22 protein-coding genes are annotated in these 25,291 nt (G+C 51.0%); 8 read left to right on the forward strand and 14 right to left on the reverse strand.

Annotated elements, in window-relative coordinates; genetic code table 11:
- The 13 genes from FDW94_RS10495 to tctD form a co-directional block, all read right to left on the reverse strand.
- A partial coding sequence (locus FDW94_RS10495) for a DUF4832 domain-containing protein (RefSeq protein WP_137377555.1) occupies positions 1-1,391 on the reverse strand: 1,391 nt, incomplete at its 3' end.
- Positions 1,392-1,422: 31 nt separating this feature from the next.
- Positions 1,423-1,830, reverse strand: a complete 408-nt coding sequence (locus tag FDW94_RS10500; RefSeq protein ID WP_137377547.1) for a hypothetical protein — start codon at positions 1,828-1,830, stop codon at positions 1,423-1,425.
- A gap of 2 nt (positions 1,831-1,832) precedes the next feature.
- Positions 1,833-2,945: a glycosyltransferase family 4 protein gene (locus FDW94_RS10505; RefSeq protein WP_032944672.1), complete on the reverse strand. Its 1,113-nt coding sequence runs from the start codon at positions 2,943-2,945 to the stop codon at positions 1,833-1,835.
- 1 nt (position 2,946) lies between these two features.
- Positions 2,947-4,158: a glycosyltransferase family 4 protein gene (locus tag FDW94_RS10510; RefSeq protein WP_008785585.1), complete on the reverse strand. Its 1,212-nt coding sequence runs from the start codon at positions 4,156-4,158 to the stop codon at positions 2,947-2,949.
- 14 nt (positions 4,159-4,172) lie between these two features.
- Positions 4,173-5,162 (reverse strand): glycosyltransferase, encoded by a 990-nt coding sequence (locus FDW94_RS10515; RefSeq protein WP_008785586.1) that lies wholly within the window; start codon positions 5,160-5,162, stop codon positions 4,173-4,175.
- A gap of 4 nt (positions 5,163-5,166) precedes the next feature.
- On the reverse strand, positions 5,167-6,537 hold the full coding sequence (locus tag FDW94_RS10520; RefSeq protein WP_008785587.1) for a hypothetical protein: 1,371 nt from the start codon (positions 6,535-6,537) through the stop codon (positions 5,167-5,169).
- Positions 6,534-7,745 carry an oligosaccharide flippase family protein gene (locus FDW94_RS10525; RefSeq protein WP_045899697.1) on the reverse strand — a complete coding sequence of 404 codons (1,212 nt, stop codon included), beginning with the start codon at positions 7,743-7,745 and terminating at the stop codon, positions 6,534-6,536. The genes FDW94_RS10520 and FDW94_RS10525 overlap by 4 nt, the downstream gene beginning before the upstream one ends.
- Positions 7,742-9,871: a tyrosine-protein kinase domain-containing protein gene (locus FDW94_RS10530; RefSeq protein ID WP_137377548.1), complete on the reverse strand. Its 2,130-nt coding sequence runs from the start codon at positions 9,869-9,871 to the stop codon at positions 7,742-7,744. The genes FDW94_RS10525 and FDW94_RS10530 overlap by 4 nt, the downstream gene beginning before the upstream one ends.
- A gap of 2 nt (positions 9,872-9,873) precedes the next feature.
- A complete protein-coding gene (locus FDW94_RS10535; protein WP_003826038.1) occupies positions 9,874-10,431 on the reverse strand; it encodes a polysaccharide biosynthesis/export family protein in 558 nt (185 codons plus the stop codon).
- 1 nt (position 10,432) lies between these two features.
- Positions 10,433-11,719: an outer membrane beta-barrel protein gene (locus tag FDW94_RS10540; RefSeq protein WP_008785589.1), complete on the reverse strand. Its 1,287-nt coding sequence runs from the start codon at positions 11,717-11,719 to the stop codon at positions 10,433-10,435.
- A complete protein-coding gene (locus tag FDW94_RS10545) occupies positions 11,709-13,124 on the reverse strand; it encodes an undecaprenyl-phosphate glucose phosphotransferase (protein ID WP_008785590.1) in 1,416 nt (471 codons plus the stop codon). Before FDW94_RS10545 ends, FDW94_RS10540 begins: the two co-directional genes overlap by 11 nt.
- A 455-nt stretch (positions 13,125-13,579) precedes the next feature.
- Positions 13,580-14,992 (reverse strand): sensor histidine kinase, encoded by a 1,413-nt coding sequence (locus tag FDW94_RS10550; protein ID WP_032944678.1) that lies wholly within the window; start codon positions 14,990-14,992, stop codon positions 13,580-13,582.
- Entirely contained in the window at positions 14,979-15,653 is a 675-nt protein-coding gene (gene tctD / locus FDW94_RS10555) for a transcriptional regulator TctD (RefSeq protein ID WP_003826032.1), read from the reverse strand. Before tctD ends, FDW94_RS10550 begins: the two co-directional genes overlap by 14 nt.
- Positions 15,654-15,806: 153 nt before the next feature.
- Between tctD and FDW94_RS10560 the strand changes: the two genes are divergently transcribed.
- The 3 genes from FDW94_RS10560 to FDW94_RS10570 are packed head-to-tail and all read left to right on the forward strand — an operon-like array spanning position 15,807 to position 18,758.
- Positions 15,807-16,784 carry a tripartite tricarboxylate transporter substrate binding protein gene (locus FDW94_RS10560; protein ID WP_048225211.1) on the forward strand — a complete coding sequence of 326 codons (978 nt, stop codon included), beginning with the start codon at positions 15,807-15,809 and terminating at the stop codon, positions 16,782-16,784.
- Positions 16,785-16,798: 14 nt separating this feature from the next.
- Positions 16,799-17,233 carry a tripartite tricarboxylate transporter TctB family protein gene (locus FDW94_RS10565; RefSeq protein WP_095533105.1) on the forward strand — a complete coding sequence of 145 codons (435 nt, stop codon included), beginning with the start codon at positions 16,799-16,801 and terminating at the stop codon, positions 17,231-17,233.
- 10 nt (positions 17,234-17,243) lie between these two features.
- Positions 17,244-18,758: a tripartite tricarboxylate transporter permease gene (locus FDW94_RS10570; protein WP_003846009.1), complete on the forward strand. Its 1,515-nt coding sequence runs from the start codon at positions 17,244-17,246 to the stop codon at positions 18,756-18,758.
- Positions 18,759-18,849: 91 nt separating this feature from the next.
- On the opposite strand, the gene FDW94_RS10575 is transcribed toward FDW94_RS10570, so the two are convergent.
- Complete coding sequence (locus FDW94_RS10575) at positions 18,850-19,746, reverse strand: LysR family transcriptional regulator (protein WP_137377549.1); 897 nt, start codon at positions 19,744-19,746, stop codon at positions 18,850-18,852.
- Positions 19,747-19,844: 98 nt separating this feature from the next.
- On the opposite strand from FDW94_RS10575, the gene FDW94_RS10580 reads away from it, so the two are divergent.
- The 5 genes from FDW94_RS10580 to FDW94_RS24080 all read left to right on the forward strand — a co-directional run.
- Positions 19,845-20,447 carry a short chain dehydrogenase gene (locus FDW94_RS10580; RefSeq protein WP_008785596.1) on the forward strand — a complete coding sequence of 201 codons (603 nt, stop codon included), beginning with the start codon at positions 19,845-19,847 and terminating at the stop codon, positions 20,445-20,447.
- A 248-nt stretch (positions 20,448-20,695) separates the two neighbouring features.
- Positions 20,696-21,673: a glutarate dioxygenase GlaH gene (gene glaH / locus FDW94_RS10585; protein ID WP_048215707.1), complete on the forward strand. Its 978-nt coding sequence runs from the start codon at positions 20,696-20,698 to the stop codon at positions 21,671-21,673.
- Positions 21,674-21,690: 17 nt separating this feature from the next.
- The gene (gene lhgO, locus FDW94_RS10590; RefSeq protein WP_137377550.1) at positions 21,691-22,959 is read left to right on the forward strand and encodes an L-2-hydroxyglutarate oxidase; all 1,269 of its coding nucleotides are present in this window, start codon (positions 21,691-21,693) and stop codon (positions 22,957-22,959) included.
- Between the two features lie 23 nt (positions 22,960-22,982).
- Positions 22,983-24,431 (forward strand): NADP-dependent succinate-semialdehyde dehydrogenase, encoded by a 1,449-nt coding sequence (gene gabD / locus FDW94_RS10595; RefSeq protein WP_137377551.1) that lies wholly within the window; start codon positions 22,983-22,985, stop codon positions 24,429-24,431.
- A 25-nt stretch (positions 24,432-24,456) separates the two neighbouring features.
- Positions 24,457-25,291, forward strand: an 835-nt coding sequence (locus tag FDW94_RS24080) for an aminotransferase class III-fold pyridoxal phosphate-dependent enzyme (RefSeq protein WP_249358407.1), incomplete at its 3' end; no start/stop codon positions are given.

Genomic DNA, 25,291 nt, shown 5'->3' on the forward strand with positions numbered 1-25,291 from the left:
TAGAGTACCGTTATTGTTGACACCCGGTACCAGCCGCTGCTCTGTTTCCCTTCATTGGCAAAGTTAATTCTCGCCGCACCCGACTTATCCAGCATCGCAACCTCAATCGCGTATTGCCCTTTCGCCAGTCGGCCTGGCATAGATAACGCATAACTGACCTGATACTTACCGGGGAGCCAGCGGCGAATATCCTCCGCGGAATTCCCCTGTGCCACCACCTTATTGGCGCTGTCTACGACCCGGAATGCCAGCATGTATGGCAGATAAATCGGTGCGATACCCTCATTGTACCAGGTACTGTTTAATGTCAGCGTTTGTCCACTGTCCCACACGGACTCATGGCTCAGGGACGCAAGGCGAAATCGATAGCCCAATTTGGTCAGCGCATTGTCGACAATCGGTCGATAGTCGCTGGGTATCGTTCTCGATTTCAGGTTAATGGTACTGGCGTGCTGCTTGACCGCCCAGTCAAAAATCCCCTGCACTTCAGCACGTGTATAGTGAAAGGTGTTCTTCCAATCCTGCATATACGAGCAGATCTCCAGACTCACCGGCGCACGTTTCCAGACGTCGTTGAACCCTGAATAACTCTGCTGCGCAGCCAGCAATCGCTGCGGGTAATCATCAGCCATATGGTTCCAGGTGTCCGAAAATACGCGCAGGTCCCCCCAACAGTCCGCACGCCACCCAGCCCCACGCGCCACCGCATTCGCCAGACTTTGACCGCCGCTTATCAGCATGGTTTTTGGCGTCACCGGAAAAGCAGAAAAGTGCATCGCGACGTAGCGATCCAGTTGCGCCGTGGTGTATCGCTCCAGTAATGGCTTCAGGTTAGGGAAGTTGCTGTTATGCCATTCTCCCCACGATCCCACCATGCCAATATCAACAAACGCGAGATTCTCATTACCATCGTAGCGCTTACCAAATGCGTTCAACAGACGCTGGCTGTATTGAATAAACAGAGGATCGTCTAAATCCGGGGCAAATGTCTTTTTATCCGGCGTCCAGGTTCCTTTCACGCCTTTTTTAATCAGCCAGTCAGGAATTTGCGAACCGCTTTCCGGCTCTGCCAGAGCCATAAATCGTAGCCCGACATTCATCGCAGGGCGATGTGCCGCCGCGTATTTGAAGGCATCATCCACCAACGCAAAATTGTACTGGCCTTCGACTGGCTCCAGGTCCCGCCAGTAAAAACGCTCGTATTCAAATCCGGTATTGGGATAGTCCGCCAGCCCCAGCGTTTCACCATATCCCTGATGAAAACTTGCCACGCCAATCCCCGGATTGGTTAACGGGCCCGTCAATGCTTTGGGGGTAACGGTCGTCAATGCGGCCATAACCGTCAGCGGGAAAAACATGCACAACAACGCACAAACCCATTTACGCTTCATCGCAATGACGTCCTCCACCAATTTGTTAACGCTAGCGGTCTTTCAGGCTTAACCACCAGTCCCAGATACCTACGTGAAAATTTTGGAACACATCAATACCTAACGCGGATTTGATCATATACAGCGTCAGCAATATGCAGCAGGTGACGAATAGCACGGCAATCAGCAGCAAAAAAGTGAGCAATATTCTCGACAGGGTTGATTCCTGGCGATGCTGGCGGCGTAAATCTCTGCCAAACAAAAAAACCAGATAATAACGCTTACTGAAAAAAGGAAAGCTTCTGCGAATATCGATCTGATGCCGCGAAGTCAGGGTTGTAGCAAGGAGCGCTTTTTCCACCCCTTCTTTTTGTTCAGGGGTCAATTCCTCCGCTATCCGCTCATCAAGGTGAGCGTAAAACCGTTCGATGGCAGGAGGACGATTTTGAGGACTGGTCAAAATTAACCTATATCTTTATCAATGGAGTGGTAGACGTTAACCGTCTTTTTGGCGATTTCATGCCAATTGTAGTTTTGCAAATATACACCATAGTCCACGCTATTTGCTGTTGCCCCTTGGCCTAATTTTTCAGCCAGACCGGTTACATCTCCCACCTTAAAATAGGCCTCGGCGGGCAGTTGAACTTCAAGGTTAGCCGGAATATCACTGACGACGGCCGGAAGAGAAAATGACATTGCCTCCAGCAGCGCAATAGGCAATCCTTCATGGTATGAGGGCATCACAAACAATTTAGCCTGCGAAAACACCGCCTGAAGTTCGTCACCACGTAAAAAACCAGTCATCACAACACCTGGCGTGTCGGCGGCAAGCTTTTTGAGGCGCACGCTGTATTCGGTCGGATGATCCGCATCGCCAATTAACACTAACGGTATGGTCAAACCGCTGTGTTGATAAGCGGCGATGGCATCATGCATCCCTTTTTCTTCCACAAACCGCCCAACCACCACGAGGTAGTTTTTCGGCTGCAGCCCAAAGCGGGAGAGCGTATTGTCGATGGTGAGCTGTGATAATAACCGCGGCTCGTTCACGCCATTGTGAATTAAATGCGCATCATAGCGACCGTGTTTTTTCTGGATCAATTGATTAATAACTTCAGAAATCACAATCACCTCGTTGGCATATCTCACCGCCCAACGCTCACCCAGCAACAATATTTTTTTGGCTACAAATCCCCATTTCTGGCGATCGTAATCGGGCCCGTGGTGGGTAAAAACCACCTTCTTCCCTAACACGCGTAATAATGGGATCACAAGGCCAGGGCCGATAGCATGGACATGCACAATATCTGAATGGTCGATACGTGTCCTAAACGCCGCTAAAACGGAATGGACAATCGCTTCCAGCGAGCGCTTTTTGGGTGCCCACAGCGCGTAGGTTTCGACTTTTTTATATACAGATCGTTTGTAATTTACATATGGCGAGCGAGCGATCACGCAAATATCCACGTCGAACTGCTGCTTAATGGCAGGATAAAGATTCTGACAGTGTGTCTCCACACCGCCCAATACATCGGGAATACCACGCGTTCCAAAAACCGTTATTTTTTTACTCATACTATGGCCTGCTCAGCAGTTCTTTATACAGCGCCTGTAGGGTATCCATATGTTTACTCAGCGCATATTTTTCACTCAACCGTGCACGTCCATGTAAACCCATATTCCTCGCCTTCTCAGGCGAGTCGGCCAGAGCGTCCATCGCATTGGCTAACTCATGCACATTACCCGGTTCGAATAAAATCCCTTCGATACCGTCACGAATTTGTTCCGGTATACCGCCGATGCGCGACCCGATAACCGGCTTGCCTAAGGACATCGCCTCTAATATCGCCATTGAACAGTTTTCATAGCATTCTGAAGGCAGGATCACCGCTCGCGCATGCTTAATAAGCTTATCGAGCGCTTCCCCTTGTTGCACATAACCTAAAAACTCAACATCAGGGTATTTGGCGGCTAATTCATCATGCAACGGACCGTGCCCTACAACTTTCAGCGGCGCTTTGTTCTGCATTTTTTTATGCGCTGCCAACAACGTTGCCACGCCCTTTTCACGGCTCAGACGGCCAAAGTACAGCATATAGCCCTCATCGCTCACTTCAGCCAGGGGACGGCTGTCATCAACGCCATTGACGATGACATCAATGCGCGAATTTGGCAGCGTGCGCAGCAAGACACCGCGTAAAAAAACGCTTGGTGAAACAATCACATCCAGTGCCTGATAGTTTTGTGCAATGTACTGCCAGGTTGCCTCCAAAGAGAGCAGAAGACTTTTTGAGGCTGAACCTTCCTGACAACGATACCTGAAGGCATTGAAAACCGTTCCGGTAATACAAGAATCACACACTTTGCCGTCGCGCAGCATGGAATACGCGGGGCACACAATCTTATAGTCATGCGCAGTCAGCACCGTTTTGCAGCCAAAATTGCGCGCAACTTTAATCAACGCCGGTGTTAACTGATGGTAGATGTTGTGAAAGTGGACGATATCCGGGCGCTCTTTTTCTAATAGCGCCAGCATTTTTTTACAGGCCTGCGAATTATGAATAAAGTTAACCGCCGTTTTGATACCACCCAGCAGATTGCTCGCTTTGTGGTAGTCCACATTACTGACGAAATAATCCGTATAGTCCGAGGGGAAATTATTCTCATGCTGCATAGAGAAATCAATAACCTGCACTCCGGCCTGTTTCAGCATATCGCGCTCTTGAAAATAAACTGTTTCTGCGCCGCCTTTGATGAAAAAAAACTTGTTAACCAATAATACTTTCATGGCGCCTGCCCCGGTTATTCATGAATGATTTTACTGTTAGGCGGAGTCAGCGGATCGCGTACCGGATAAAAAATACCTTTGATCAGCCCCGCTGAGCGTACGATTAAATTAATAACGCTTTGCAGCCCATCTGTTAACGAGCGGTTTTGCACAATCTTCAACAAAGCAAACGCCAGTAATGGTAGAAGCGCAACGGCAAACACATTGATATTTAAACTGAGCATCGCCACAAATAAGAGAATAAGGTAGAGCGCAAATACCGCCTCATTCTTCACGATGTTGAATGACTGGGAAAACCAGGGCTTCCCCCAACTACAACGCAAAAGTTCACCCGGTGCCTGGTAATAACCGCTGGTCCAGCGCCGCGCCAGCATCTTAAACGTCGGCAGCGTATGTGACGTATGGCTGAAGTAAGGAATATCCAGACGCCGCAGTTTATAGCCTGCTTCGATTAAACGCAGGCCCAGTTCAGCCTCTTCATACGCGTGCAAATTACGGTTAGTCAGATAACCAATTTTTTCAATTGCCGACCGACGATACAGCCCACCGCCACCCAGATGATCGCTATCCCCGAGTGGATAGATTTTATTAATGCGTTGCTTACGCGATTTAAATTCATAGTTTACGGCATCATCCATTTCAACGGTTCCCGCAACGCCTGCATATTCTGGTTCGGCCTGCAAAAACGCGACGGCCTGATCCACAAAGCCCTCCTCCAGCTCCATATCGCCGTCCATCAACAACAGATATTCCCCTTCACTATACAGATAACCTAACTGGTGCCCGACGCCACAGCAGCGATCGCCAGGGTCAGTTAAGGACACTACGGTCACCCCTTTATCGATCGCAAGCTGTTGGGTGTTATCCGTTGACAGACTATCTGCCACAATAATTTTATGTGGATAATCAATAAGCTGCTTACGGATACTGTCAATCGTCTTCTCAATACATTTAGATTCATTGAGTGTTTTAATACTCACTGAAATAAACGGTTTTTGGTCCATACAATTACCCTACACAGCGAAGGACGGTTCGACGAATCACTAAACTTGATCCTAGTGATAAATAGAACAGGAATTGTAACATCGGTGTAATCATCAGTATCTGGCTGTAAGGTAAGCTAATTAAGCAACTGATAGCAAAAGCGTTAAACGCCGGTGCAAAGCTCAATAACTGGAGATCCTGCTGGTCCAGTTGTTCAAGCGTCAGTAATGGCTTTGGCTGACAAACTTTCAGGATATAAATGAATAAGCTAATAAAGAGTAACGTGCCGATCACCCCAACTTCCCACAGCAGCATACTCAGGGAAGTCGAGTCGAGAATTAAGTTGTAGATAATATTCAAAAAGCCCGGCGACACCGTACTACCACTGTTAGTTGCATTGAGTCCGTAGCCAAATAACGTTCCTGAAAGCCCCCACAGATCGTTATTTTTCAACCAGAACAGGAACGTCGTAAAGCGCCCTAATTCACCGGTAGACATAATATAGTTCGGATCAAAGATATAGCTTAAGGAGTCGATAAAAATACTTAACGAGCTTTTCGACGGATCGCCGCCGAACGCCGTAGAATAATAGTACGCGAGGATCACAATCGACAGGCTAATAAGCAACAGCATTCCCGCCACAATAACCAACAACGTCTTCAGATTGACCTTACTAACGTCTTTGACGTAGCTCGGTGAAAGCCACACCCACGCCAGGAATATAGGCGATAGCAGGATGACAAACTTCACTTCACCAATGATGCATAACCCGATACCGAGAACAATATGCAGCGCCATGGACTTGAACGTGGTGAGCCCATGCTTATATTCGGAGACTTTTAACAACATAATTAACAGGCAAAACAAACCCATTGCGGCAGTATTCCCGCCTCCCATAGGGTCACCGCCAAACGTGCCAACCACGGAGTCCCATTTCTCATCTTCGCCGCGCACCGCAACACGCTGGGGAACGACCAGTAAAACCTGATAAATCATTACCGGAATCTGCGCGTAAAACACCCAATACAGATAGCGCGTTGCGCGGTAAATCTGTGATTCCCGGCAAAAGCCCAGCAGCAAACAGATCATCACCAGCGACAGCGCAATTTCGTTTTTAAATGCCACAATCGCGACGGTGATACCGCCCTGAATCAGCGTCGATGCTCCAGCCAGCACCAGAAACGAAAAGTACAACGCCAGGACAATCGTCTCCTGGGCATCGAGATGTAAGGAGCCATCACGCGTCTGCATCACCAATAATCCCACCATCAACAGGGTCAGGAAAAAAGGTATCCACAGCACTGACTGCATGCCGGTAAAGTATTGCACCAGGCCACACAGGATCAGCGTGACAAAGGTATAAACCTGTAAATAGTATCCGGTATTCAGCGTCATAGTATCACCGGCTTGTCTTTCAGGAGATTGGCTCGCTTATTCATTTTCAGATAAATGAAGGCGTAGCGAATAAATGTCAGTGAAGAAAACAAGATGACCGACGTTGCATAATCTTTATAAAAATAGGGCGTCACAACAAAAGCGAAGAGTACAATCGCCAGCTGTTCCAGTTGGATACGCAGAAAATAGCGATGGGAACCAAAAATAAGCTCTATCACCGTCAGAGGGCTTATCGCCAGCGCCGGGAATAAATAGGGCAACATGTAGCGTGATGTCTCAATGGAGTTTATCCAGTCTTCGCTAAAACCAAGGCGCATCACAATCGGGTAGAAAATAAACACGCCAAGAGTACAGATAACCCCCAGTACCAACAATAGCATACGTACCTTGGTATACTCCTGATAGTTAAAGGTATTATTTCTGAAGTCGATAGACCACTTGGAAAAAATAGTATTACGCACCGCATTCCCGATGATCACCACCGGAGCCAGGCAAAAGCGGCTAACCACGGAAAAATAACCCGCCGTCAGCGCCGAGAACCAAAAGTTAATCAGCATAATAGGCAAATTGCTGCTGGCCATCGCCAACACTTCCGCGCTGCCCACTTTGGTAATGTGATGAATATTCTGTTTGAAAAAATGCCAATTACTGGCGGGTCGCAGATGTCTGGCCGCCACCGAACGAATATCAAACGAATGCAAAATACAGCTTATGGTCAGCACCATCGTCACGCAGGCCCACGACCAATAAAATAGTTGTACATGGTGCGTAAGAAGGACGGAAAGTACAACGACCACAGAAACAGAAATACGCTGGAAGATCAGAAAACGAAAGTTAGCCGTGCGTAGCGACAGGTTTTCCGAGATTAAAACCCACGCCGTTGCCAGCGTCAGTAAATAGAGGAACAGGATGTTCTGGTGAAACAGCCACGCGGTGAGTACGGCGTAAGGTAAGGCAATGATCGTGCTTTGTATTAGGCAAAACACGACATTCTGCACCAGTTCATCATCCTGCTGTTTAGGAATTAACAGCTGTGATGCAAAGGTACACACCTGAGCGCCCACCACGGCGATGCTGTAGTTGAGCGCATAAAGCCCCACTTCAGCCATATCGTACTTGTGTGAAATCAACCAAATAGACAGTGCACCAATCAACTGCGAGATGACTGATGAACCGGCTATCGTGGAAGCGCTCTTCAGTAGACTCATACGCGGCCTGGCGTTGCCATCAGTTGATCGGTACTGAAGTTCAGTGAACGCAGACCCTCTTGCGTCTCAAGATCCTTTTCTTCAACTGCATTGAGCACCGCACCAATCACCACGCCGTTATTTTCCTCGATCTTATCCAGCGCGTTGGCGATTTGTCCCGCCGACCCCGCCCCGGCTTTCACAATGAAAACAACGCCATCGACGGCACGTTTGATCAGTTGAACATCCTGGCTCTGATTCACAGCAGCAACATCAATAATGATGCGCTGATAATGCGATTTCAACTCGCGCATTAAGAGTTCAACATGCTCCGACGACAGCATCAGTAAAGATGAGATGGTGTTCTTGCCGTGTGGAATAAAGTCGAGATTATCACTGAGTTTGATCCTCGCCTGTTCAAGCTCTGTCTCCCCGCGCAGCAGTTCCGCTAAGCCTGCGGATGTAGCTGACGCCAGCTCGGATGTGAGCCCACCACTGTTAAAGAAATCTGCATCAATAAGCAGTGTTTTCTGGTCGAAACTAAAAGAGTTCGCTAACAGATTCGCCAACAAAGAACGCCCATCGCCGTGCTCCGTCGACGCCACGGCGAGCGTCTGTAAAGGTCGACTATCCAGCATAATCCGGGTACGGATACCGTGCACAATATCGGCATTAAGCGGGTTCTTCATGATCATGTCCCGCACCTGTGCGCGCCCTGAGGTTCCGCTAAAACGACGAATTTCACCCAACGGAACAACATTGAGCCGTTTTTTCATACGACTGAGGGTACCGATTGAGTTATCCATTGCCGCTTTGACAATGAAATACATGATGCTGAACACCACCACCAGCATGACCACCATCAGCAACAATAGAGATTTATTCGGTTTCGCCGGTTTTAACGCGGGTACCGCAGGGTCGTATAACACCGCATCGGCATTCACGCCGGACAGCGACAACTCCTGAGTACGTTGATAAAGCGATTTATACAGGTCTTCCATTTTATCTAACGACAGCTTTTGACTGTTCCAGGCATCCCGTTTTGACGCCATTTTCTGGAAGATCTCTTTCTGCTCAATCACTTGCTGTTGATAGTTTTTTTCGTCCGCCAGCGCCGCCAGATATTGCTGACGTAAACCGACTTTCAGCTCGCCCAATACCCGCCCGGTCTGGCTTTGGATCGACTGAACATCGGCTTCTGCTTTTAAAATAGCGGGATTTTTTGGCCCATAGACTTTACGCTGTTCGGACAACGTTCGTTGCGCCTGAATCAACGCGATGCGCAAATCCTGGATCTGAGCGTGGTTAGAGACCGAAGGCAGCGAGATAACGCTCTCAAGGGACTTACCTCCCCCGTTCACCTCGTTATAGACGGATTCAGCGGCAACCCGACGCTGGGTTGCATCGGCCAGGCGATTAGTTACGATACTTAACTGCTCGGTTTCAAAACCATCGATACCGCGGAAGGTCAGCAGCCCGGCATTTTTCAGATAGCTGTCCATCTCGTCTTTTTGCTTAGCTATCGACTTCTGAATCTCTTCCATTTTTTCAAAATTCAGTTCGCGAGCTTTCTCCACCTTCAGACGTTTCTGCTCCACCGTATAGTTGATGAAAGCCTGCGCGACGCCGTTGGCAATATCAGCCGCAACCTGAGGCGAAGTTGATTCATAGGTAATGGAAGCCAGGTTCGTCGTGCGAATACCGATGACATTCAGGTTTTTCGATAACGTTTTCAGCGCTTGCTCCATTCTCAGTTGCCGACTTTCATTGCTATCAGCCCCCTGAGCACCGGCTTTTTCCCCGGTAAACTCCGGGTTTTCATCCAGCTTCATATCACGTACGGCTTGCTCCAGCACAATACGTGAATGCATCAACGCATATTGTGTTTCGTAGTAACCACTGCGTGTTGAATCGAAACCATCAACCTGTGGAAACGGAGAAACGTTATCAGCCTGCGCCTTAATCAGCACCGTCGCCGTTGAAACATACTTTGAAGACATCATGCTGATTAACGGATACGCGACGACCCCGGCAACGATACCGGCCAGCGCGATTTTCCAGGCGTTCTTTTTCAGCTTTTTGGCAAAGCGGGAGAATTCGACACTGCTTTCTCGTTTTTTGCCGTTTTCCACTATTGATAGTTTCATCGTCAGAAGAACCCCATGCCAATAATCACGACATCCCCAGGATGAACAGAGTGCGTTAAATCGACATTCTCAAGCAGCTGATTGCTCCCTGACAGGCGAATGTTGATATCTTTTCGGTCAGCACGATCTGTAAATCCACCCGCCTGCGCAATAGATTTCTCGACGGTAAGCCCTGGCTCATAAGCGAAGCCATTTGGACTTTTTACCTCACCTGAAACATAGTATTTGCGGAACTCGGCAATACTCACCGTCACCATTGGAGATGTAAAATAATCTCCGGTCAGGCGTTGAGTTAATTCTTTAGTCACTTGATCAACGGTTTTATCTTGTAATTTAAGAGCACCAACAAACGGGAAATTAATTTCCCCGCTCTTATCCAAAATAAACCGCATCGTCATATCGGGTTGACCATGAACAGCGATATTGACCGTATCCCCCGCCCCAAGCCGGTAATCCTGCTGAACAGTAGCAGGATCGTCCATTAATCGCGGGCTGGACGCTGTGCATCCGACCAACAGGATACTGAATAGCAAAACCGCGCACAGTTCTATTATTTTCATTTTAGATCTGAACCTTAGCTTTAAGCATAATCATAGAATTATCATAACCCAACGTTCTAATGACTTCCTGATTGTCGTTGGGACCGATATAAAACGAGTCAGTATCCTTATTCGAATTTAATGTATCTATCTGATATTTAATCTCAAAATTAACCGACGGCGTGTAGTCATAGCTCATGGTGACGCTAAACACGCCATCTTTATCATGCCGATCCTTGTTCTGTTTTTTATAGTCTTCCGAAGTGAATGAGTAGTCCAATAAAGTAGAAAAACGAGTACCTAACCAGAAATGCTGGTAAGAAAGGCCATACTGGGTCACTAAAATATATCCCCCAACTTCCGATGGGTCTTTAATGCTTTGCGCAGAGTGGGCCGTGAAAACAGACTGCTGTAACGGCTTCCACTCCGCTTTTATGTCCCAGTTTAGACCATTAAAATCATGCGAGTTTGCGTTGTTTTCAAATGTTTTATACAGCCATGAAATATTCATGTCGACATTGGTTTTCCCCGTCAACTGCGACTTCAGGCCATAAAGCAAATAATACTCATTAGTGTCTTTTTCTGAGTTGTTATCATAACGACGCTGGTTAGTAATAAAGCTATAGCGAAAGCGCGTTCTGGATGAGTATTGGTCAAAAACTTCCGCTATCAGGCTATTTTCATGCCATTCCTGTTCCTGAATATAATTGTAGAAGTCCTCACTGCTGTCCCGAACATCAGAGGTGTTACCGAAAGTCAGTTTTTTGTATAACAACGCCAGTTCCGCTTTGCCGCGACCATCAGGCGCACCGTAGCTGTAGCGCAATTCACTATTGATAAAATTCGTCGTCAGCGGAGATTTAATCCCATACTGCTCAAACTGACTCGGTAGAAACCCCTCGGTGATGTCACGACCGCGGGATTCATGCCCAAGCGAATCCTCCAGATTGAGGGTTAAGCCATGCTTGAGCCCATACCGCCAGGCACCGTTAAAACGGAAAAAATGATCGTTGTAGTTATCAGCAGAATCGCTTGAGTAGTTACGATAATCCCCAGAGTACATCAGCAAATACTTATCCTGACCACGCTCTCCAATCATACTCAGAACGGGCGCCGCACTCTGAAACGAGGAACCGATAGCATCGCTGCTATGTGGCTGATAAGACACGTTATCATTATAACCATAGTCCACAGCGACCTTGCCCTGGAAGTCTATCCCCGCAAAGCCAATGTGTGATTTCGGCGTTAAATCAGCCCATGCGGACTGCGATATCACGATTCCGGTAATAACGAGTAATTTAGTATGCATTCTTACCGACAAATCCTTTGAAAATAGTTTTAATAATAATTTTTATATCCAGCCATAACGACCAGTTTTGAATGTACTCAATATCGTACTGAACCCTTTTTTCCATCTTATAAAGCGCATCGATCTCCCCGCGGAATCCGTTGATCTGCGCAAGCCCAGTGATCCCTGGCTTAACTTTATGGCGAATCATGTAATTTTCGACCTGTTTGCGGTACTGCTCATTATGCGTAACCGCATGAGGTCTGGGACCGACAATCGACATACTTCCCTGTAAAACGTTAATAAATTGAGGAAGTTCATCCAGCGAAGTGCGGCGCAAAAAGCTCCCGAATTTGGTTACCCGCGGATCGTTTTTAGTGGCCTGAATAACCGTATCGGAATTCTCCATGACGCGCATAGAACGAAACTTCCAGACCTTAATTTTTTGCCCACTCAAGCCATAGCGGTCCTGTTTGAAAAAAACCGGCCCACGGGACGTGAGTTTGATACCAATGGCAATCGCCAGCATCAGAGAGGAAATCATCACCATAATGATGCTGCCAAGAACCAAATCTTCCGCCCGCTTAATAAACGAGCCCGCCCCCTCAAAAGGTGAACTAAAGATACCGATAGTTTGCAGATTGTGGATGGAGCGTAACTTGGACATGTTGTTACTGTAGGTATAAAAGTCAGGGACAATATAGGTATCTACGGTGGTGTCTGACATCATGGCCAAAAAGTGACGAATGCGATGTAAAGCAACCATCGGTAAAGCAATATAGATTTCGTCTATGTTTCCCTTCTTGGCTTCCTCGACCAGATTGATCACCGGACCACGAAAGGGGCTTTTAACCTTATCAACGACATCGCCACAGCGAGATAAGGCGCGCTCATCATAAAAGGCCAGATCTAATGTGATATTGGCGTATTCATTCATTAGCGCGGTTTCTGCGGCCAGACCATTGTCGGTCAGACCAATAATCGCCACGCGTATACTCTTTTTCGTTGAATACTTAAAAATAAAAAAACGAATGTAGTAAAGAAAAGGTAATGGAATGAAGTACCAGTAAATAATAGCTGAATAAAAAGGGGAAGGCAGTCTGTCTAAGTAGCCCAGTGACTCAGGTTCAGCCACCGTCATACTGACCAGTTCGTTAAAAAAAATCGCCAGCAGCGTACAAAAAACCAAGCGCTTTTGATTACGTAAACCGATCGTTTTAATCTTTTGCTGGTACATTTTAATGTATTCAGCAAACAGCAAGAAAAAGATTGAGAAGAGAAGACTCAAAATGGCAATGGTGTTAAAGGGCACCAAACCCAGCAGATGGGCGCTAAAAATTAACGTCACATTGATAACAATGAAATCGACCAGTTTTAAAAAGACTGGATATCCCTGGCTGCTAATCTTTAGCGATTTTTTAAGCATATCTCAGCCCATTATTTATTGATCTTTAATTGTTTTTTTCTCATTTCATGTTGCTAATTATATCACAAGTCTAAAAAACGCAATGGTACATTGTCAGTAAATGTAAAAAATAATACTCATTACTGTGACAACACTCCCCAGTGAAATCGTATCTATATGATTTTAATGCAGATGACATCAATAGAAGTTTTATCTACCTCAGCAAAAAAGATAACCTTTAACAACATTTTCGCTATTGACAGATAACATCTCATGGTCTATGAAAAAGTGTTTTATGTATGATAAATTGCACAAAAGTATTGTTTCAGTGACGTTGAATCACCTTAGAGTTGCTGTTTAATACCGTAATTAAAATAAAAAACAGCTGCCTTACGACAACATTTCAAATGATATTAATAATACAATTAATTACTTTTTATTATAATTAAACAACAAATATCATCGTCATGAATACCTCATACGGTAACGCTTAAAAAGCGTACCCGAACCCTCAGCCCACCTAATGTCTCACTACGCGTTAGCTGAGGATGCGTGCGATGCAGACGAGCAATATCATTGACCAGCGCCAGGCCGATCCCGGCGCCTGGGACATTGCCTACGTTATCAAGACGATGAAACGGTAGCAGAGCCTGATGAACCATCTGCTCATCTATGCCCGGCCCGCTATCTTCGACTACCAGCACCACGGCCTCTCCTTCTCGTTGCAGCCGGGCGGTCACCATCCCCTGCGACGGCGTGTATTTCAGTGCGTTATCCAGCAGATTCCCACACAGTTCACCGAGCAGCACTTCATCTCCCTCGACCCACACCGCGTCCTGTTCCCCTTCATAGCCCAGATCGATCCCTTTACTACGCGACTGCGCCAGTCGGGTAAAACAGCTGGTTTGCACCACCTCATACAGATTAACCGGCGAGAAATGCCTTTCCCCCTGCTCCTTGCGCTTCACCGCAGACAACTGCAACAGCCTCTCCGTCAGTTGAATGGTATTATCGAGTGTGCTACTCATGGCTTGTAAACTCTCATACCATTGCCGCGGTTCGGCGCTGGCGAGAGCCACCGATGCCTGAGTTTTCAGTACCGCCAACGGCGTTTTGAGCTGATGGGAAGCATCCGCGCTGAAGCGCTCTTGGCGAGAGATCAGACCGCGAAGTCGGTCCAGATAACGGTTGAATGCCACAATCAGCAGACGGGTTTCCGACCACGGCAGCAGCTCCGGCAGCGGCGTCAGCAGGCCTGGCTCACGACGCACCATCAGCGATGACAGCTGGCGCATCGGGCGTAGCACCCGGCGCAGCAGCCAGCCAACCAGCACCAGAGTCAGTAACACCAGCAGTCCTTGCGAAACCCACGAGGAAAACAGCAGCTGTCGCGCCAGATAACGCCGCGATTGCAGCGTTTCGGCAACATAAATCTCCGCCATGCCGACAATGCCGCCTTCGTTGACGGGCTGCAGCAGACGCGCCACGCGGATTGCCTCACCGCGATATTCGGTGTGATAAAACCATGCCAGCGCCGGGTAAAGACGCGTGCGCGAGGTAGCAGGCGGCATCGCCGGTAAATCGTCATAACCCGAGATAACCTTCCCCGCCGGATCAACCACTTTGTAATACAGTCGGTCGTTCATATTCAGTTCAAAGCTGTCCAGCACCACCCATGGCACGTTCACTTCCAGCTGTTTATTGCGCACCACCAGCCGCTCGGAGACGGTCCTGGCGGATGAGAGTAGTGTCCGGTCATACGCCTGGGTCGCCGCCTGTAGCGCACTGACATAGCTGTTAAATGCCGACAGGCCCCACAGCAACATTAGCGGCAGGCCCAGAAACATCAGCAGTTGCAGGTACAACGATTGGGGTTTAACCCACTTCATCGCTACGCTCCAGCACATAGCCCAGACCACGCAGCGTAGCAATACGCACATCGCTTCCCTGTAGCTTTTTACGTAAGCGATGGATATACAGTTCAATGCTTTCGGGACTAACCTCATCACTCAGGCTGAAGACCTGCTCAAACAACTGCTGACGTGAAACCGGCCGCAACCGACGGTACATCAGCACCGTCAACAGCGCCTGTTCACGTGGCGTGAGCGCCAACGGCTGCCCCTGCAACAGAAAATAGCCTTCATCGTGAAACGCCAGCTCCCCCAGTTGCTGTATGCCTTGCACCTGTCCCGCACTGCGACGCAGCAAGGCCCGCAGCCGGGCATCCAGTTCCTCGATTTCAAACGGCTTTGCCAGATAATCATCGGCTCCGACGTTCAACCCTTTCACCCTATCGGCCACCGCGCTACGCGCCGTCAGCAGCAGGACAGGAAGCGTCTGCCCGCGTTTGCGCAGCCGCTGAACGACTTCCAGGCCATCCAGCCCCGGCATATTGATGTCCAGCACCGCCAGCGCATACGTTTCGCTATGTAAAAGATGGTCGGCTGCCAGGCCATCAAACACGCAGTCAACGGCAAAACCGTTTTGCACTAGCGCTTTCTCCAGCCAGTGAGCTAACTCACGGTTATCTTCCGCTAATAAGAGACGCATATCACATCCTGTAAAGTTTCTGCCGCATTGAAAGGGAATTGAAAGGTTAATGTTTTAACAATCACGCAACCGAACTGCTACACATCGGCTCACATAATCAAAAAAATCTTCTTCCGTACCTGAAAATCCGGTTTTCCGGTGTGAGGATAAACAATGAAAAAACAGTTATTTCGTACCCTTACTGCAAGCATTTTACTGATGAGTACCTCTGTACTGGCGGAACAAGCGCCGTCGCGCACTGAATGTATCGCCCCTGCTAAACCCGGCGGTGGTTTCGATCTCACCTGTAAGTTGATTCAGGTGAGTTTGATGGAAACCGGCGCTATCGAAAAACCGATGCGCGTGACCTACATGCCCGGCGGCGTTGGCGCTGTGGCCTATAACGCGATTGTTGCCCAACGCCCGGCTGAAGCAGGCACCGTGGTGGCCTTCTCCGGCGGCTCCTTGCTGAATCTGTCACAGGGCAAGTTTGGTCGCTACGGCGTGGATGATGTCCGCTGGCTGGCCAGTGTGGGTACCGATTACGGCATGATTGCCGTACGTCAGGACGCACCATGGAAGACGCTGAAAGATCTGCTGACAGCCATGGAAAAAGATCCCAACAGCGTGGTCATTGGTGCTGGCGCCTCTATCGGTAGCCAGGACTGGATGAAGTCGGCGTTGCTGGCGCAAAAAGCCAATGTCGATCCGCACAAGATGCGCTACGTGGCCTTTGAAGGCGGTGGCGAACCGGTTACCGCATTGATGGGAAATCACGTACAGGTGGTTTCCGGCGATCTCAGTGAGATGGTGCCTTACCTCAGCGGCGACAAAATACGCGTGCTCGCGGTGTTCTCTGAAGAACGCCTGCCGGGTCAGTTAGCCAATGTGCCAACCGCCAAAGAGCAGGGTTACGACCTGGTGTGGCCGATCATTCGTGGCTTCTACGTTGGACCAAAAGTCAGCGACGCCGAGTATCAGTGGTGGGTTGATGCCTTTAACAAACTCCAGCAGACCGATGAGTTTAAAAAGCAGCGCGATCTGCGCGGTCTGTTTGAGTTCAACATGAGCGGCAAACAGCTCGACGACTACGTGAAAAAGCAGGTCACGGATTATCGTGAGCAGGCGAAAGCCTTCGGTCTGGCGAAGTAAACGCAGAGGCAAAGATGATGAGCGATCGTATTTTCGCAGGTATCTGGCTGTTGCTCTGCATAGCCGGGCTGTTCGTGGCCTGGCAAATCAGCAGCGAATACAGCTATGAACCCGTAGGGCCGCGTCCCTTCCCGCTTGGCATTATCAGTCTGATGCTGGTCTGCGCCGTGGCGCTGCTGTTGCGCCATCCGGACACCATCAGTTGGCCTCGTCGCCACGTGCTGCAAAAGCTGCTGACGATGGTCATTGTTCTGTTGATGTACGCCTGGGGTTTTGAGTGGCTCGGTTTTCCCATCGCCACCGCCATTCTCACCGTGGTGATTGGCATGCTGTTCGGCGCAACCATCCCGGCTGCGGGTATTTCCGGCGCGGTGCTCGGCATTCTGCTGTGGTTTGCCTTCGACCGACTGCTTGACGTCACCTTACCACTCGGCGCCTGGCTGGGTTAACGGAGAAACGATGGATACCTGGATTTATCTTTCTCAGGGTTTCGCGGTGGCAATGACGCCGGAAAACCTGGTCATCGCCTTGATAGGCTGTTTTGTCGGCACCATTGTGGGTTTGTTGCCTGGCCTTGGGCCGATCAACGGCGTGGCGATTCTGCTGCCGTTGGCCTTTGCGCTGCATCTGCCCGCAGAATCCGCGCTGATCCTGCTGGCTACAGTCTACATAGGCTGTGAATATGGCGGGCGCATCTCCTCCATTCTGCTGAATGTTCCTGGCGATGCGGCGGCGATTATGACCGCGCTGGATGGTTACCCGATGGCGCAGCAAGGACGCGGCGGCGTGGCGCTCTCTATCTCGGCGGTCAGCTCTTTCTTTGGTTCGCTTATCGCCATCGGGGGCATCATTCTGTTTGCCCCGGCGTTAGCCCAATGGTCGCTGGCCTTCGGTCCGGCGGAATACTTTGCCTTAATGGTTTTCGCCATTGCCTGTCTCGGCAGCATGATGGCGCAAAATCCGCTGAAATCATTTCTGGCAGCGCTTATCGGTCTCGGACTTGCGACCGTCGGCGTAGACGCCAACACCGGGGTTTATCGCTTTACTTTTGACAGTGTCCATCTCTCTGACGGTGTGCAGTTTATCGTGGTGGTGATTGGGCTGTTCTCTGTCTCTGAAATACTGTTAATGCTGGAACATACCAGCAGTGGCCAGACGCTGGTGCGTAAAACGGGCCGCATGTTGTTCAACGCCAAAGAAGGTGCACAGTGCGTAGGGGCCACCCTGCGTTCATCAGTGATTGGCTTTTTCGTCGGCGTTCTGCCTGGCGCTGGCGCCACCATTGCCAGTGCCATCACCTACATGACCGAGAAAAAGCTCAGCGGCAACAGCGACAGCTTTGGCAAGGGGGATATTCGTGGCGTAGCGGCGCCAGAAGCCGCCAATAACGCCTCGGCCTGCGGCTCTTTTATTCCGATGCTGACGCTCGGCGTGCCGGGATCCGGTACCACGGCGGTGATGATGGGCGCGCTGACGCTGTACAACATCACCCCGGGGCCAGCCATGTTTACCGAGCAGCCGGATATCGTTTGGGGGCTGATTGCGGCGCTGCTAATTGCTAACGTAATGCTGCTGGTGATGAACATTCCGCTGATCGGTCTGTTTACCCGCATGCTGACCATCCCGCTGTGGTTTTTGGTACCGGCTATCGCGGCAGTCTCCGCAGTTGGCGTGTACGCCGTTCACAGCACCACCTTCGATTTGGTATTGATGGTCGCCCTCGGCGTGCTGGGCTACATCCTGCGTAAAATGCACTTCCCAATGTCGCCATTGATTCTGGGCTTCGTTCTCGGGGAAATGCTGGAGCAGAACCTGCGCCGGGCGTTGTCTATCAGTAACGGCAGTATGGATATTCTGTGGGCCAGCGGCGTGGCGAAAGTGCTGCTGGTGATGGCGGTACTGGTTATCGTGGTCCCGCCGGTGCTGCGCATGATCCGTAAACGCAACAGCAAACCGCAGGTGGATATCAGTTAATAATATGCCGGATGGCGGCGCTATTGCGCCCTATCCGGCCTACAATTTGGCTCGGTTGTAGGCCGGATAAGTGCAACGCCATCCGGCATTTTTATTTTCCGCGCAGCCCCTGCGTTCCTTCCAGCACATGTTCAACAAACCGTGTCAGCTTAGGCAAAGGACGCAAATCCTGTCGCCACAGCAAATGAATTGGCCGCGGCTGCGGCGTAAACCCTTCCAGGATCCGAATCAATTTCCCCGTAGCCAGTTCTTGCGCCAGCAGCACCTCAGGTTGCAATAACAGCCCAGCCCCCGCTACCGCTGCCATACGCAGGCCATGACCATCGTTACAGCGCAGGATCGCATCGCGCTTCCATCTGACCTCCCCCGTCACGCCAGGCAGTATCCACTCGTTGCGAGCCGTCCACACGGTATGAGACAGGCACAGATGATCCACCAGATCCGCGGGCGTCCGGGGGGTGCCATGGCGGGCAAGATAATCTGGCGAAGCACAAATTGCCATACGGTAGGGACACAGGTATTTCGCCACCACGTCAGTCTGATGGATATCGCCAATGCGGATCGCCAGATCGACACCTTCATTCACCAGATCAACCATCCGGTTGGTGAGATCCAGTTCAATACGCACCTCTGGCCAGGTCTGTAAAAACGCAGCGGCCAGCGGCGAGATCACGCAAGCGCCAAAAGAAGTGGGCGCGCTAATGCGCAGCGTCCCCGCAGGTGCCAGCCGCAGACGCTCTACCGAACGTTCGGCTATCGATACCTGCTCCAGCACGCGACGGGCTTCTTCAAAATAGACGCGTCCGGCATCGGTCAGACTCTGGCGGCGCGTATTGCGCTCCAGCAAACGCGTGCCGAACTGCGCTTCCAGTTGGGTGATATATTTTCCCACCATCACCGCAGACATCTCGAGCCTCGTCGCCGCAGAAGTAAAGCTCCCACTCTCCACCACGGCGACAAACGTTTCCATGCCGCGCAGTTTATCCATATTACAAACCCCTGGTTAGTAATCATCTAACTTTTAGCCAGTTTATCTGATTTCATTTTCATTAAAGAATAGCGGCTCACACTATTGCGGAGGTGGTTATGAAAATCGTCATTATTGGTGCCAGTGGTACAGTGGGTCGCGCAGTTACGCAAGCATTGAGCCGTAAACATGAGGTGGTCCGCGTGGGTCGCACTCAGGGTGATTACCAGGTCGATATCACCTCGCAGGAGAGTGTCGAGGCCTTGTTTGAAAAAGTCGGTCGGGTAGATGCGATCGTTTCCGCCACCGGTAATCTGTTCTTTGGGCCGCTGTCGACCATGACCGACCAGGACTTTAATCAGGGGCTTCAGGATAAGCTATTAGGCCAGATACGCCTGGCATTAACCGGGCAGCATTTCCTGAATGATGGCGGATCGATAACGTTAATTAGCGGCATTATCGCCCACGAGCCCATCGCCCAGGGGACAAACGCCGCAACGATCAATGCCGGGCTGGAAGGATTTGTTCGCGCTGCGGCCTGTGAACTGGGCCATGGTCAACGCATTAACCTGATAAGTCCGACCGTGCTGAGTGAGTCCGCCGAAGCTTACGACAGTTTCTTCCCGGGCTTTGAAAGCGTGCCTGCCACCACCGTCGCCAACGCCTACCGCCGCAGTGTGGAAGGCATCCAAACCGGGCGTATTTATAAAGTCGGTTACTGACTTTGCCGCTGCCGTTGACACATCACCAACGGCAGCGTGATTAACCCACTGTTTTAAAATACTTTATCTTTTTCCTCGCATTAACCCACACCCTTCACAATGTTAAATATTTGTTGCTTTCGATCACAAATAATAAACAAACAAGCTCATTCTGTGCGCGTTTTTCAAAAATGTAGATATTTTTAATTTATGGCTACGAAACGAGCTGCGCCATATCTCCCTGACAATCTACTGAGAGGAACGATTTGATGAACGCACTGACTGCCGTAAAACCGAACGCTGAAGATCCAGCCCAGCACTACAGCGGTTTCACGCTGAAACCCTCAGCCCAATCCCCACGCCTGCTGGAGCTGACTTTTTCTGCTGAGACCACTGAGCAATTTCTGCAGGCCGTCGCGCAGTGGCCGGTTCAGGCGCTGGAATACAAATCCTTCTTGCGCTTCAAAGTGGGCAAGATCCTCGACGACCTGTGCGGCAATCAGTTACAGCCCCTGCTGCTGAAAACCCTGCTCGATCGTGCCGAAGGCGCACTGCTAATCAATGCCGTTGGCGTAGACGACGTGGCGCAGGCGGAAGAGATGGTCAAGCTGGCAACGGCGGTAGCGCACCTCATCGGACGCTCTAATTTTGATGCGATGAGCGGTCAATATTACGCACGTTTTGTGGTGAAAAACGTCGATAACTCAGACAGCTATCTGCGCCAGCCTCACCGAGTAATGGAATTGCACAACGACGGAACCTACCTCGAAGAAATCACCGATTACGTGCTGATGATGAAGATCGACGAGCAGAACATGACCGGCGGTAACTCGCTGCTGCTGCACCTCGACGACTGGGAGCATCTGGAGCAGTACTTTACCCATCCTCTGGCACGTCGCGCCATGCGCTTTGCCGCACCGCCAAGCAAAAACGTCAGTCAGGAAGTGTTCCATCCGGTATTTGACGTTGACCAGCAGGGCCGCCCGGTAATGCGCTACATCGACCAGTTCGTCCAGCCAAAAGACTATGAAGAAGGCGTCTGGCTGAGCGACCTGTCCGATGCGCTGGAAACCAGCAAGAACATTATTTCCGTTCCGGTTTCAGTAGGTAAATTCCTGCTGATCAACAACCTGTTCTGGCTGCACGGGCGCGATCGTTTCACTTCGCATCCGGACTTGCGCCGCGAACTGATGCGCCAGCGTGGTTATTTTGCGTACGCGACCAACCACTACCAGACCCATCAGTAAGCGCGAAGGAAAAGCGGATGTATGATTTTGTGATTATTGGCGGCGGCATTATCGGCATGTCGACCGCCATGCAACTGATTGATGTCTATCCGGACGCCAAAATCGCGCTACTGGAAAAAGAGTCCGGCCCGGCCTGCCACCAGACGGGCCACAACAGCGGCGTCATTCATGCCGGGGTCTATTACACCCCCGGCAGCCTGAAGGCACAATTTTGCCTGGCCGGAAATCGCGCCACAAAAGCCTTTTGCGACCAAAACGGCATCCGCTACGACGTCTGCGGAAAAATGCTGGTTGCCACCTCCGCTCTGGAAATGGAGCGCATGCACGCGCTTTGGGATCGCACCGCCGCTAACGGTCTGGAGCGCGAATGGCTGAATGCGCAGGAACTTCGCGAGCGTGAACCCAATATCACCGGACTGGGCGGCATTTTTGTCCCGTCGAGCGGGATTGTCAGCTACCGCGAAGTCACCGCCGCGATGGCGAAGATTTTCCAGGCCAAAGGCGGTGAAATTATTTACAACGCCGAGGTCAGCGCGCTGAAAGAGCATGCTGCGGGTGTAATTGTCCGTACCCGTCAGGGCCAGGAATATGAAGGCGCGACGCTGATTAGCTGTTCTGGCCTGATGGCGGACCGACTGGTAAAAATGCTCGGCGTTGAACCTGGCTTTATCATCTGTCCGTTCCGGGGCGAATATTTCCGCCTGGCGCCAGAACATAATCAGATAGTTAACCATTTGATCTACCCCATCCCCGACCCGGCGATGCCGTTTCTCGGCGTTCATCTGACCCGGATGATTGACGGCAGCGTCACCGTCGGCCCCAACGCGGTACTGGCATTTAAACGTGAAGGCTACCGTAAACGTGACTTCTCGCTCAGCGATACGCTGGAGATCCTCGGCTCTTCTGGTATTCGCCGCGTGCTGCAAAACAACCTGCGCTCAGGGCTTGGCGAAATGAAGAATTCGCTGTGCAAAAGCGGTTATCTGCGGCTGGTACAAAAGTACTGCCCGAGCCTGACGCTTAAGGATCTGCAGCCGTGGCCTGCGGGCGTACGGGCACAGGCGGTGTCACCTGATGGCAAGCTTATCGACGATTTTCTGTTTGTCACCACGCCACGCTCAATTCACACCTGTAACGCCCCTTCTCCGGCAGCAACGTCGGCAATCCCTATCGGCGCACATATTGTCAGCAAAGTTCATGCGCTGCTGGAGAACCAGAGTAACCCCGGACGCACGCTGCGTGCGGCACGTAGCGTGGAGACATTACACGCCGCATTTACCCGTTAAACCGATTAAGACAGGAAGCAATCATGCAACTTAACGATCCAACATTATTTCGCCAGCAGGCACTGATCGACGGCAACTGGCGTGACGCCAACAGCGGCGAGACCATCGCGGTGACCAATCCCGCCAACGGTCAGCAATTGGGTAGCGTACCTAAAATGGGGGCAGATGAAACCCGCGAAGCGATTAACGCCGCTAACCGCGCCCTGCCAGCCTGGCGTGCGCTGACCGCCAAAGAGCGAGCCAATATCCTGCGCCGCTGGTTCAACCTGATGATTGAGCATCAGGACGATCTCGCCCGCCTGATGACCCTGGAACAGGGTAAACCGCTGGCGGAGGCCAAAGGCGAAATCACCTATGCCGCCTCATTTATTGAGTGGTTTGCCGAAGAGGGCAAACGCATCTATGGCGATACGATCCCTGGCCATCAGGCTGATAAGCGTCTGATCGTCATTAAGCAGCCGATCGGCGTTACCGCCGCGATTACGCCGTGGAACTTCCCCTCAGCGATGATCACCCGTAAAGCCGGTCCGGCGCTGGCAGCAGGCTGTACGATGGTGCTTAAACCCGCCAGCCAGACCCCTTACTCCGCACTGGCGCTGGCGGAACTGGCTAATCGCGCCGGGATCCCGGCTGGCGTTTTCAGCGTGGTGACTGGTTCTGCGAGCGCCGTCGGCAACGAGCTAACAGGCAACCCGCTGGTACGCAAGCTGTCATTTACCGGCTCGACCGAAATCGGCCGTCAGTTAATGCAGCAGTGCGCCAAAGACATCAAAAAGGTATCGCTGGAGCTGGGCGGCAATGCGCCATTTATCGTCTTTGACGATGCCGATCTCGATAAAGCCGTGGAAGGTGCGCTGGCATCGAAGTTCCGTAACGCCGGGCAAACCTGCGTCTGCGCCAATCGCCTGTACGTGCAGGACGGCGTGTATGAGCGTTTTGCCGAAAAACTCCAGCAAGCAGTGAGCAAGCTGCATCTCGGCGATGGTCTGCAACCTGACGTCACCACCGGGCCGCTGATCGACGAGAAAGCGGTTGCCAAAGTGCAGGAACACATCGCCGACGCTCTGGATAAAGGCGCACGCATTATCGCGGGCGGTAAACCTCATGCGCTCGGCGGTAACTTCTTCCAGCCCACCATTCTGGTAAATGTGCCTGATAACGCGAAGGTCGCCAAAGAAGAAACCTTCGGCCCGCTGGCTCCGCTGTTTCGTTTTAAAGACGAAGCTGACGTCATCGCTCAGGCCAACGACACCGAGTTTGGTCTGGCCGCCTATTTCTACGCCCGTGATTTAAGCCGCGTCTTCCGCGTTGGCGAAGCGCTGGAGTACGGCATCGTCGGGATTAACACCGGCATTATCTCCAACGAAGTCGCCCCGTTTGGGGGGATAAAAGCCTCCGGTCTTGGCCGTGAAGGATCGAAATACGGCATCGAAGACTACTTAGAAATCAAATATATGTGCATCGGCCTTTAATAAAACAAATACTGGAGAACACCTGATGAGCACCAACAAAGAACTTATGCAACGTCGCAGCAACGCCGTTCCCCGTGGCGTAGGCCAGATCCACCCTATTTTTGCCGAGCGGGCAGAAAACTGTCGGGTCTGGGACGTTGAAGGCCGTGAATTCCTCGACTTTGCTGGCGGTATTGCGGTGCTGAACACCGGTCACCTGCACCCGCAGATCGTCTCTGCGGTAGAAGCGCAGTTGAAAAAGCTGTCTCATACCTGTTTCCAGGTGCTGGCCTATGAGCCGTACCTGGAGCTGTGTGAAATCATGAATAAGAAAGTGCCGGGTGATTTCGCCAAGAAAACCCTGCTGGTGACCACCGGTTCTGAAGCGGTAGAAAACGCGGTGAAAATCGCCCGCGCCGCCACCAAGCGTACGGGGACTATCGCCTTTAGCGGCGCTTACCACGGTCGTACCCACTACACCCTGTCACTGACCGGGAAAGTCAATCCGTACTCCGCCGGAATGGGGCTGATGCCGGGCCACGTGTATCGCGCGCTTTATCCTTGCCCGCTGCACGGCATCAGTGAAGATGATGCTATCGCCAGCATTCACCGCATTTTCAAAAACGATGCCGCGCCAGAAGACGTCGCCGCCATCGTGATTGAACCCGTTCAGGGCGAAGGTGGCTTTTACGCGGCCTCTCCTTCCTTTATGCAACGGCTGCGCGCCATTTGTGACGAACACGGGATCATGCTGATTGCCGATGAAGTACAGAGCGGTGCGGGCCGTACCGGTACGCTGTTTGCCATGGAGCAGATGGGCGTTGCGCCCGATCTCACCACCTTCGCCAAATCCATCGCCGGCGGCTTCCCGCTGGCGGGCG

Origin of the sequence: Citrobacter sp. wls757 (assembly GCF_005280935.1) — a bacterium.
Taxonomy (GTDB): Bacteria; Pseudomonadota; Gammaproteobacteria; order Enterobacterales; family Enterobacteriaceae; genus Citrobacter; species Citrobacter portucalensis.

Excerpts from the sequence above, each read along its gene's own strand:
- FDW94_RS10505 (WP_032944672.1), bottom strand. The coding sequence starts at position 2,945 with ATGAGTAAAAAAATAACGGTTTTTGGAACGCGTGGTATTCCCGATGTA.
- FDW94_RS10510 (WP_008785585.1), bottom strand. The coding sequence starts at position 4,158 with ATGAAAGTATTATTGGTTAACAAGTTTTTTTTCATCAAAGGCGGCGCA.
- FDW94_RS10515 (WP_008785586.1), bottom strand. The coding sequence starts at position 5,162 with ATGGACCAAAAACCGTTTATTTCAGTGAGTATTAAAACACTCAATGAA.
- FDW94_RS10520 (WP_008785587.1), bottom strand. The coding sequence starts at position 6,537 with ATGACGCTGAATACCGGATACTATTTACAGGTTTATACCTTTGTCACG.
- FDW94_RS10525 (WP_045899697.1), bottom strand. The coding sequence starts at position 7,745 with ATGAGTCTACTGAAGAGCGCTTCCACGATAGCCGGTTCATCAGTCATC.
- FDW94_RS10530 (WP_137377548.1), bottom strand. The coding sequence starts at position 9,871 with ATGAAACTATCAATAGTGGAAAACGGCAAAAAACGAGAAAGCAGTGTC.
- FDW94_RS10535 (WP_003826038.1), bottom strand. The coding sequence starts at position 10,431 with ATGAAAATAATAGAACTGTGCGCGGTTTTGCTATTCAGTATCCTGTTG.
- FDW94_RS10540 (WP_008785589.1), bottom strand. The coding sequence starts at position 11,719 with ATGCATACTAAATTACTCGTTATTACCGGAATCGTGATATCGCAGTCC.
- FDW94_RS10545 (WP_008785590.1), bottom strand. The coding sequence starts at position 13,124 with ATGCTTAAAAAATCGCTAAAGATTAGCAGCCAGGGATATCCAGTCTTT.
- FDW94_RS10550 (WP_032944678.1), bottom strand. The coding sequence starts at position 14,992 with ATGAAGTGGGTTAAACCCCAATCGTTGTACCTGCAACTGCTGATGTTT.
- tctD (WP_003826032.1), bottom strand. The coding sequence starts at position 15,653 with ATGCGTCTCTTATTAGCGGAAGATAACCGTGAGTTAGCTCACTGGCTG.
- FDW94_RS10560 (WP_048225211.1), top strand. The coding sequence starts at position 15,807 with ATGAAAAAACAGTTATTTCGTACCCTTACTGCAAGCATTTTACTGATG.
- FDW94_RS10565 (WP_095533105.1), top strand. The coding sequence starts at position 16,799 with ATGATGAGCGATCGTATTTTCGCAGGTATCTGGCTGTTGCTCTGCATA.
- FDW94_RS10570 (WP_003846009.1), top strand. The coding sequence starts at position 17,244 with ATGGATACCTGGATTTATCTTTCTCAGGGTTTCGCGGTGGCAATGACG.
- FDW94_RS10575 (WP_137377549.1), bottom strand. The coding sequence starts at position 19,746 with ATGGATAAACTGCGCGGCATGGAAACGTTTGTCGCCGTGGTGGAGAGT.
- FDW94_RS10580 (WP_008785596.1), top strand. The coding sequence starts at position 19,845 with ATGAAAATCGTCATTATTGGTGCCAGTGGTACAGTGGGTCGCGCAGTT.
- glaH (WP_048215707.1), top strand. The coding sequence starts at position 20,696 with ATGAACGCACTGACTGCCGTAAAACCGAACGCTGAAGATCCAGCCCAG.
- lhgO (WP_137377550.1), top strand. The coding sequence starts at position 21,691 with ATGTATGATTTTGTGATTATTGGCGGCGGCATTATCGGCATGTCGACC.
- gabD (WP_137377551.1), top strand. The coding sequence starts at position 22,983 with ATGCAACTTAACGATCCAACATTATTTCGCCAGCAGGCACTGATCGAC.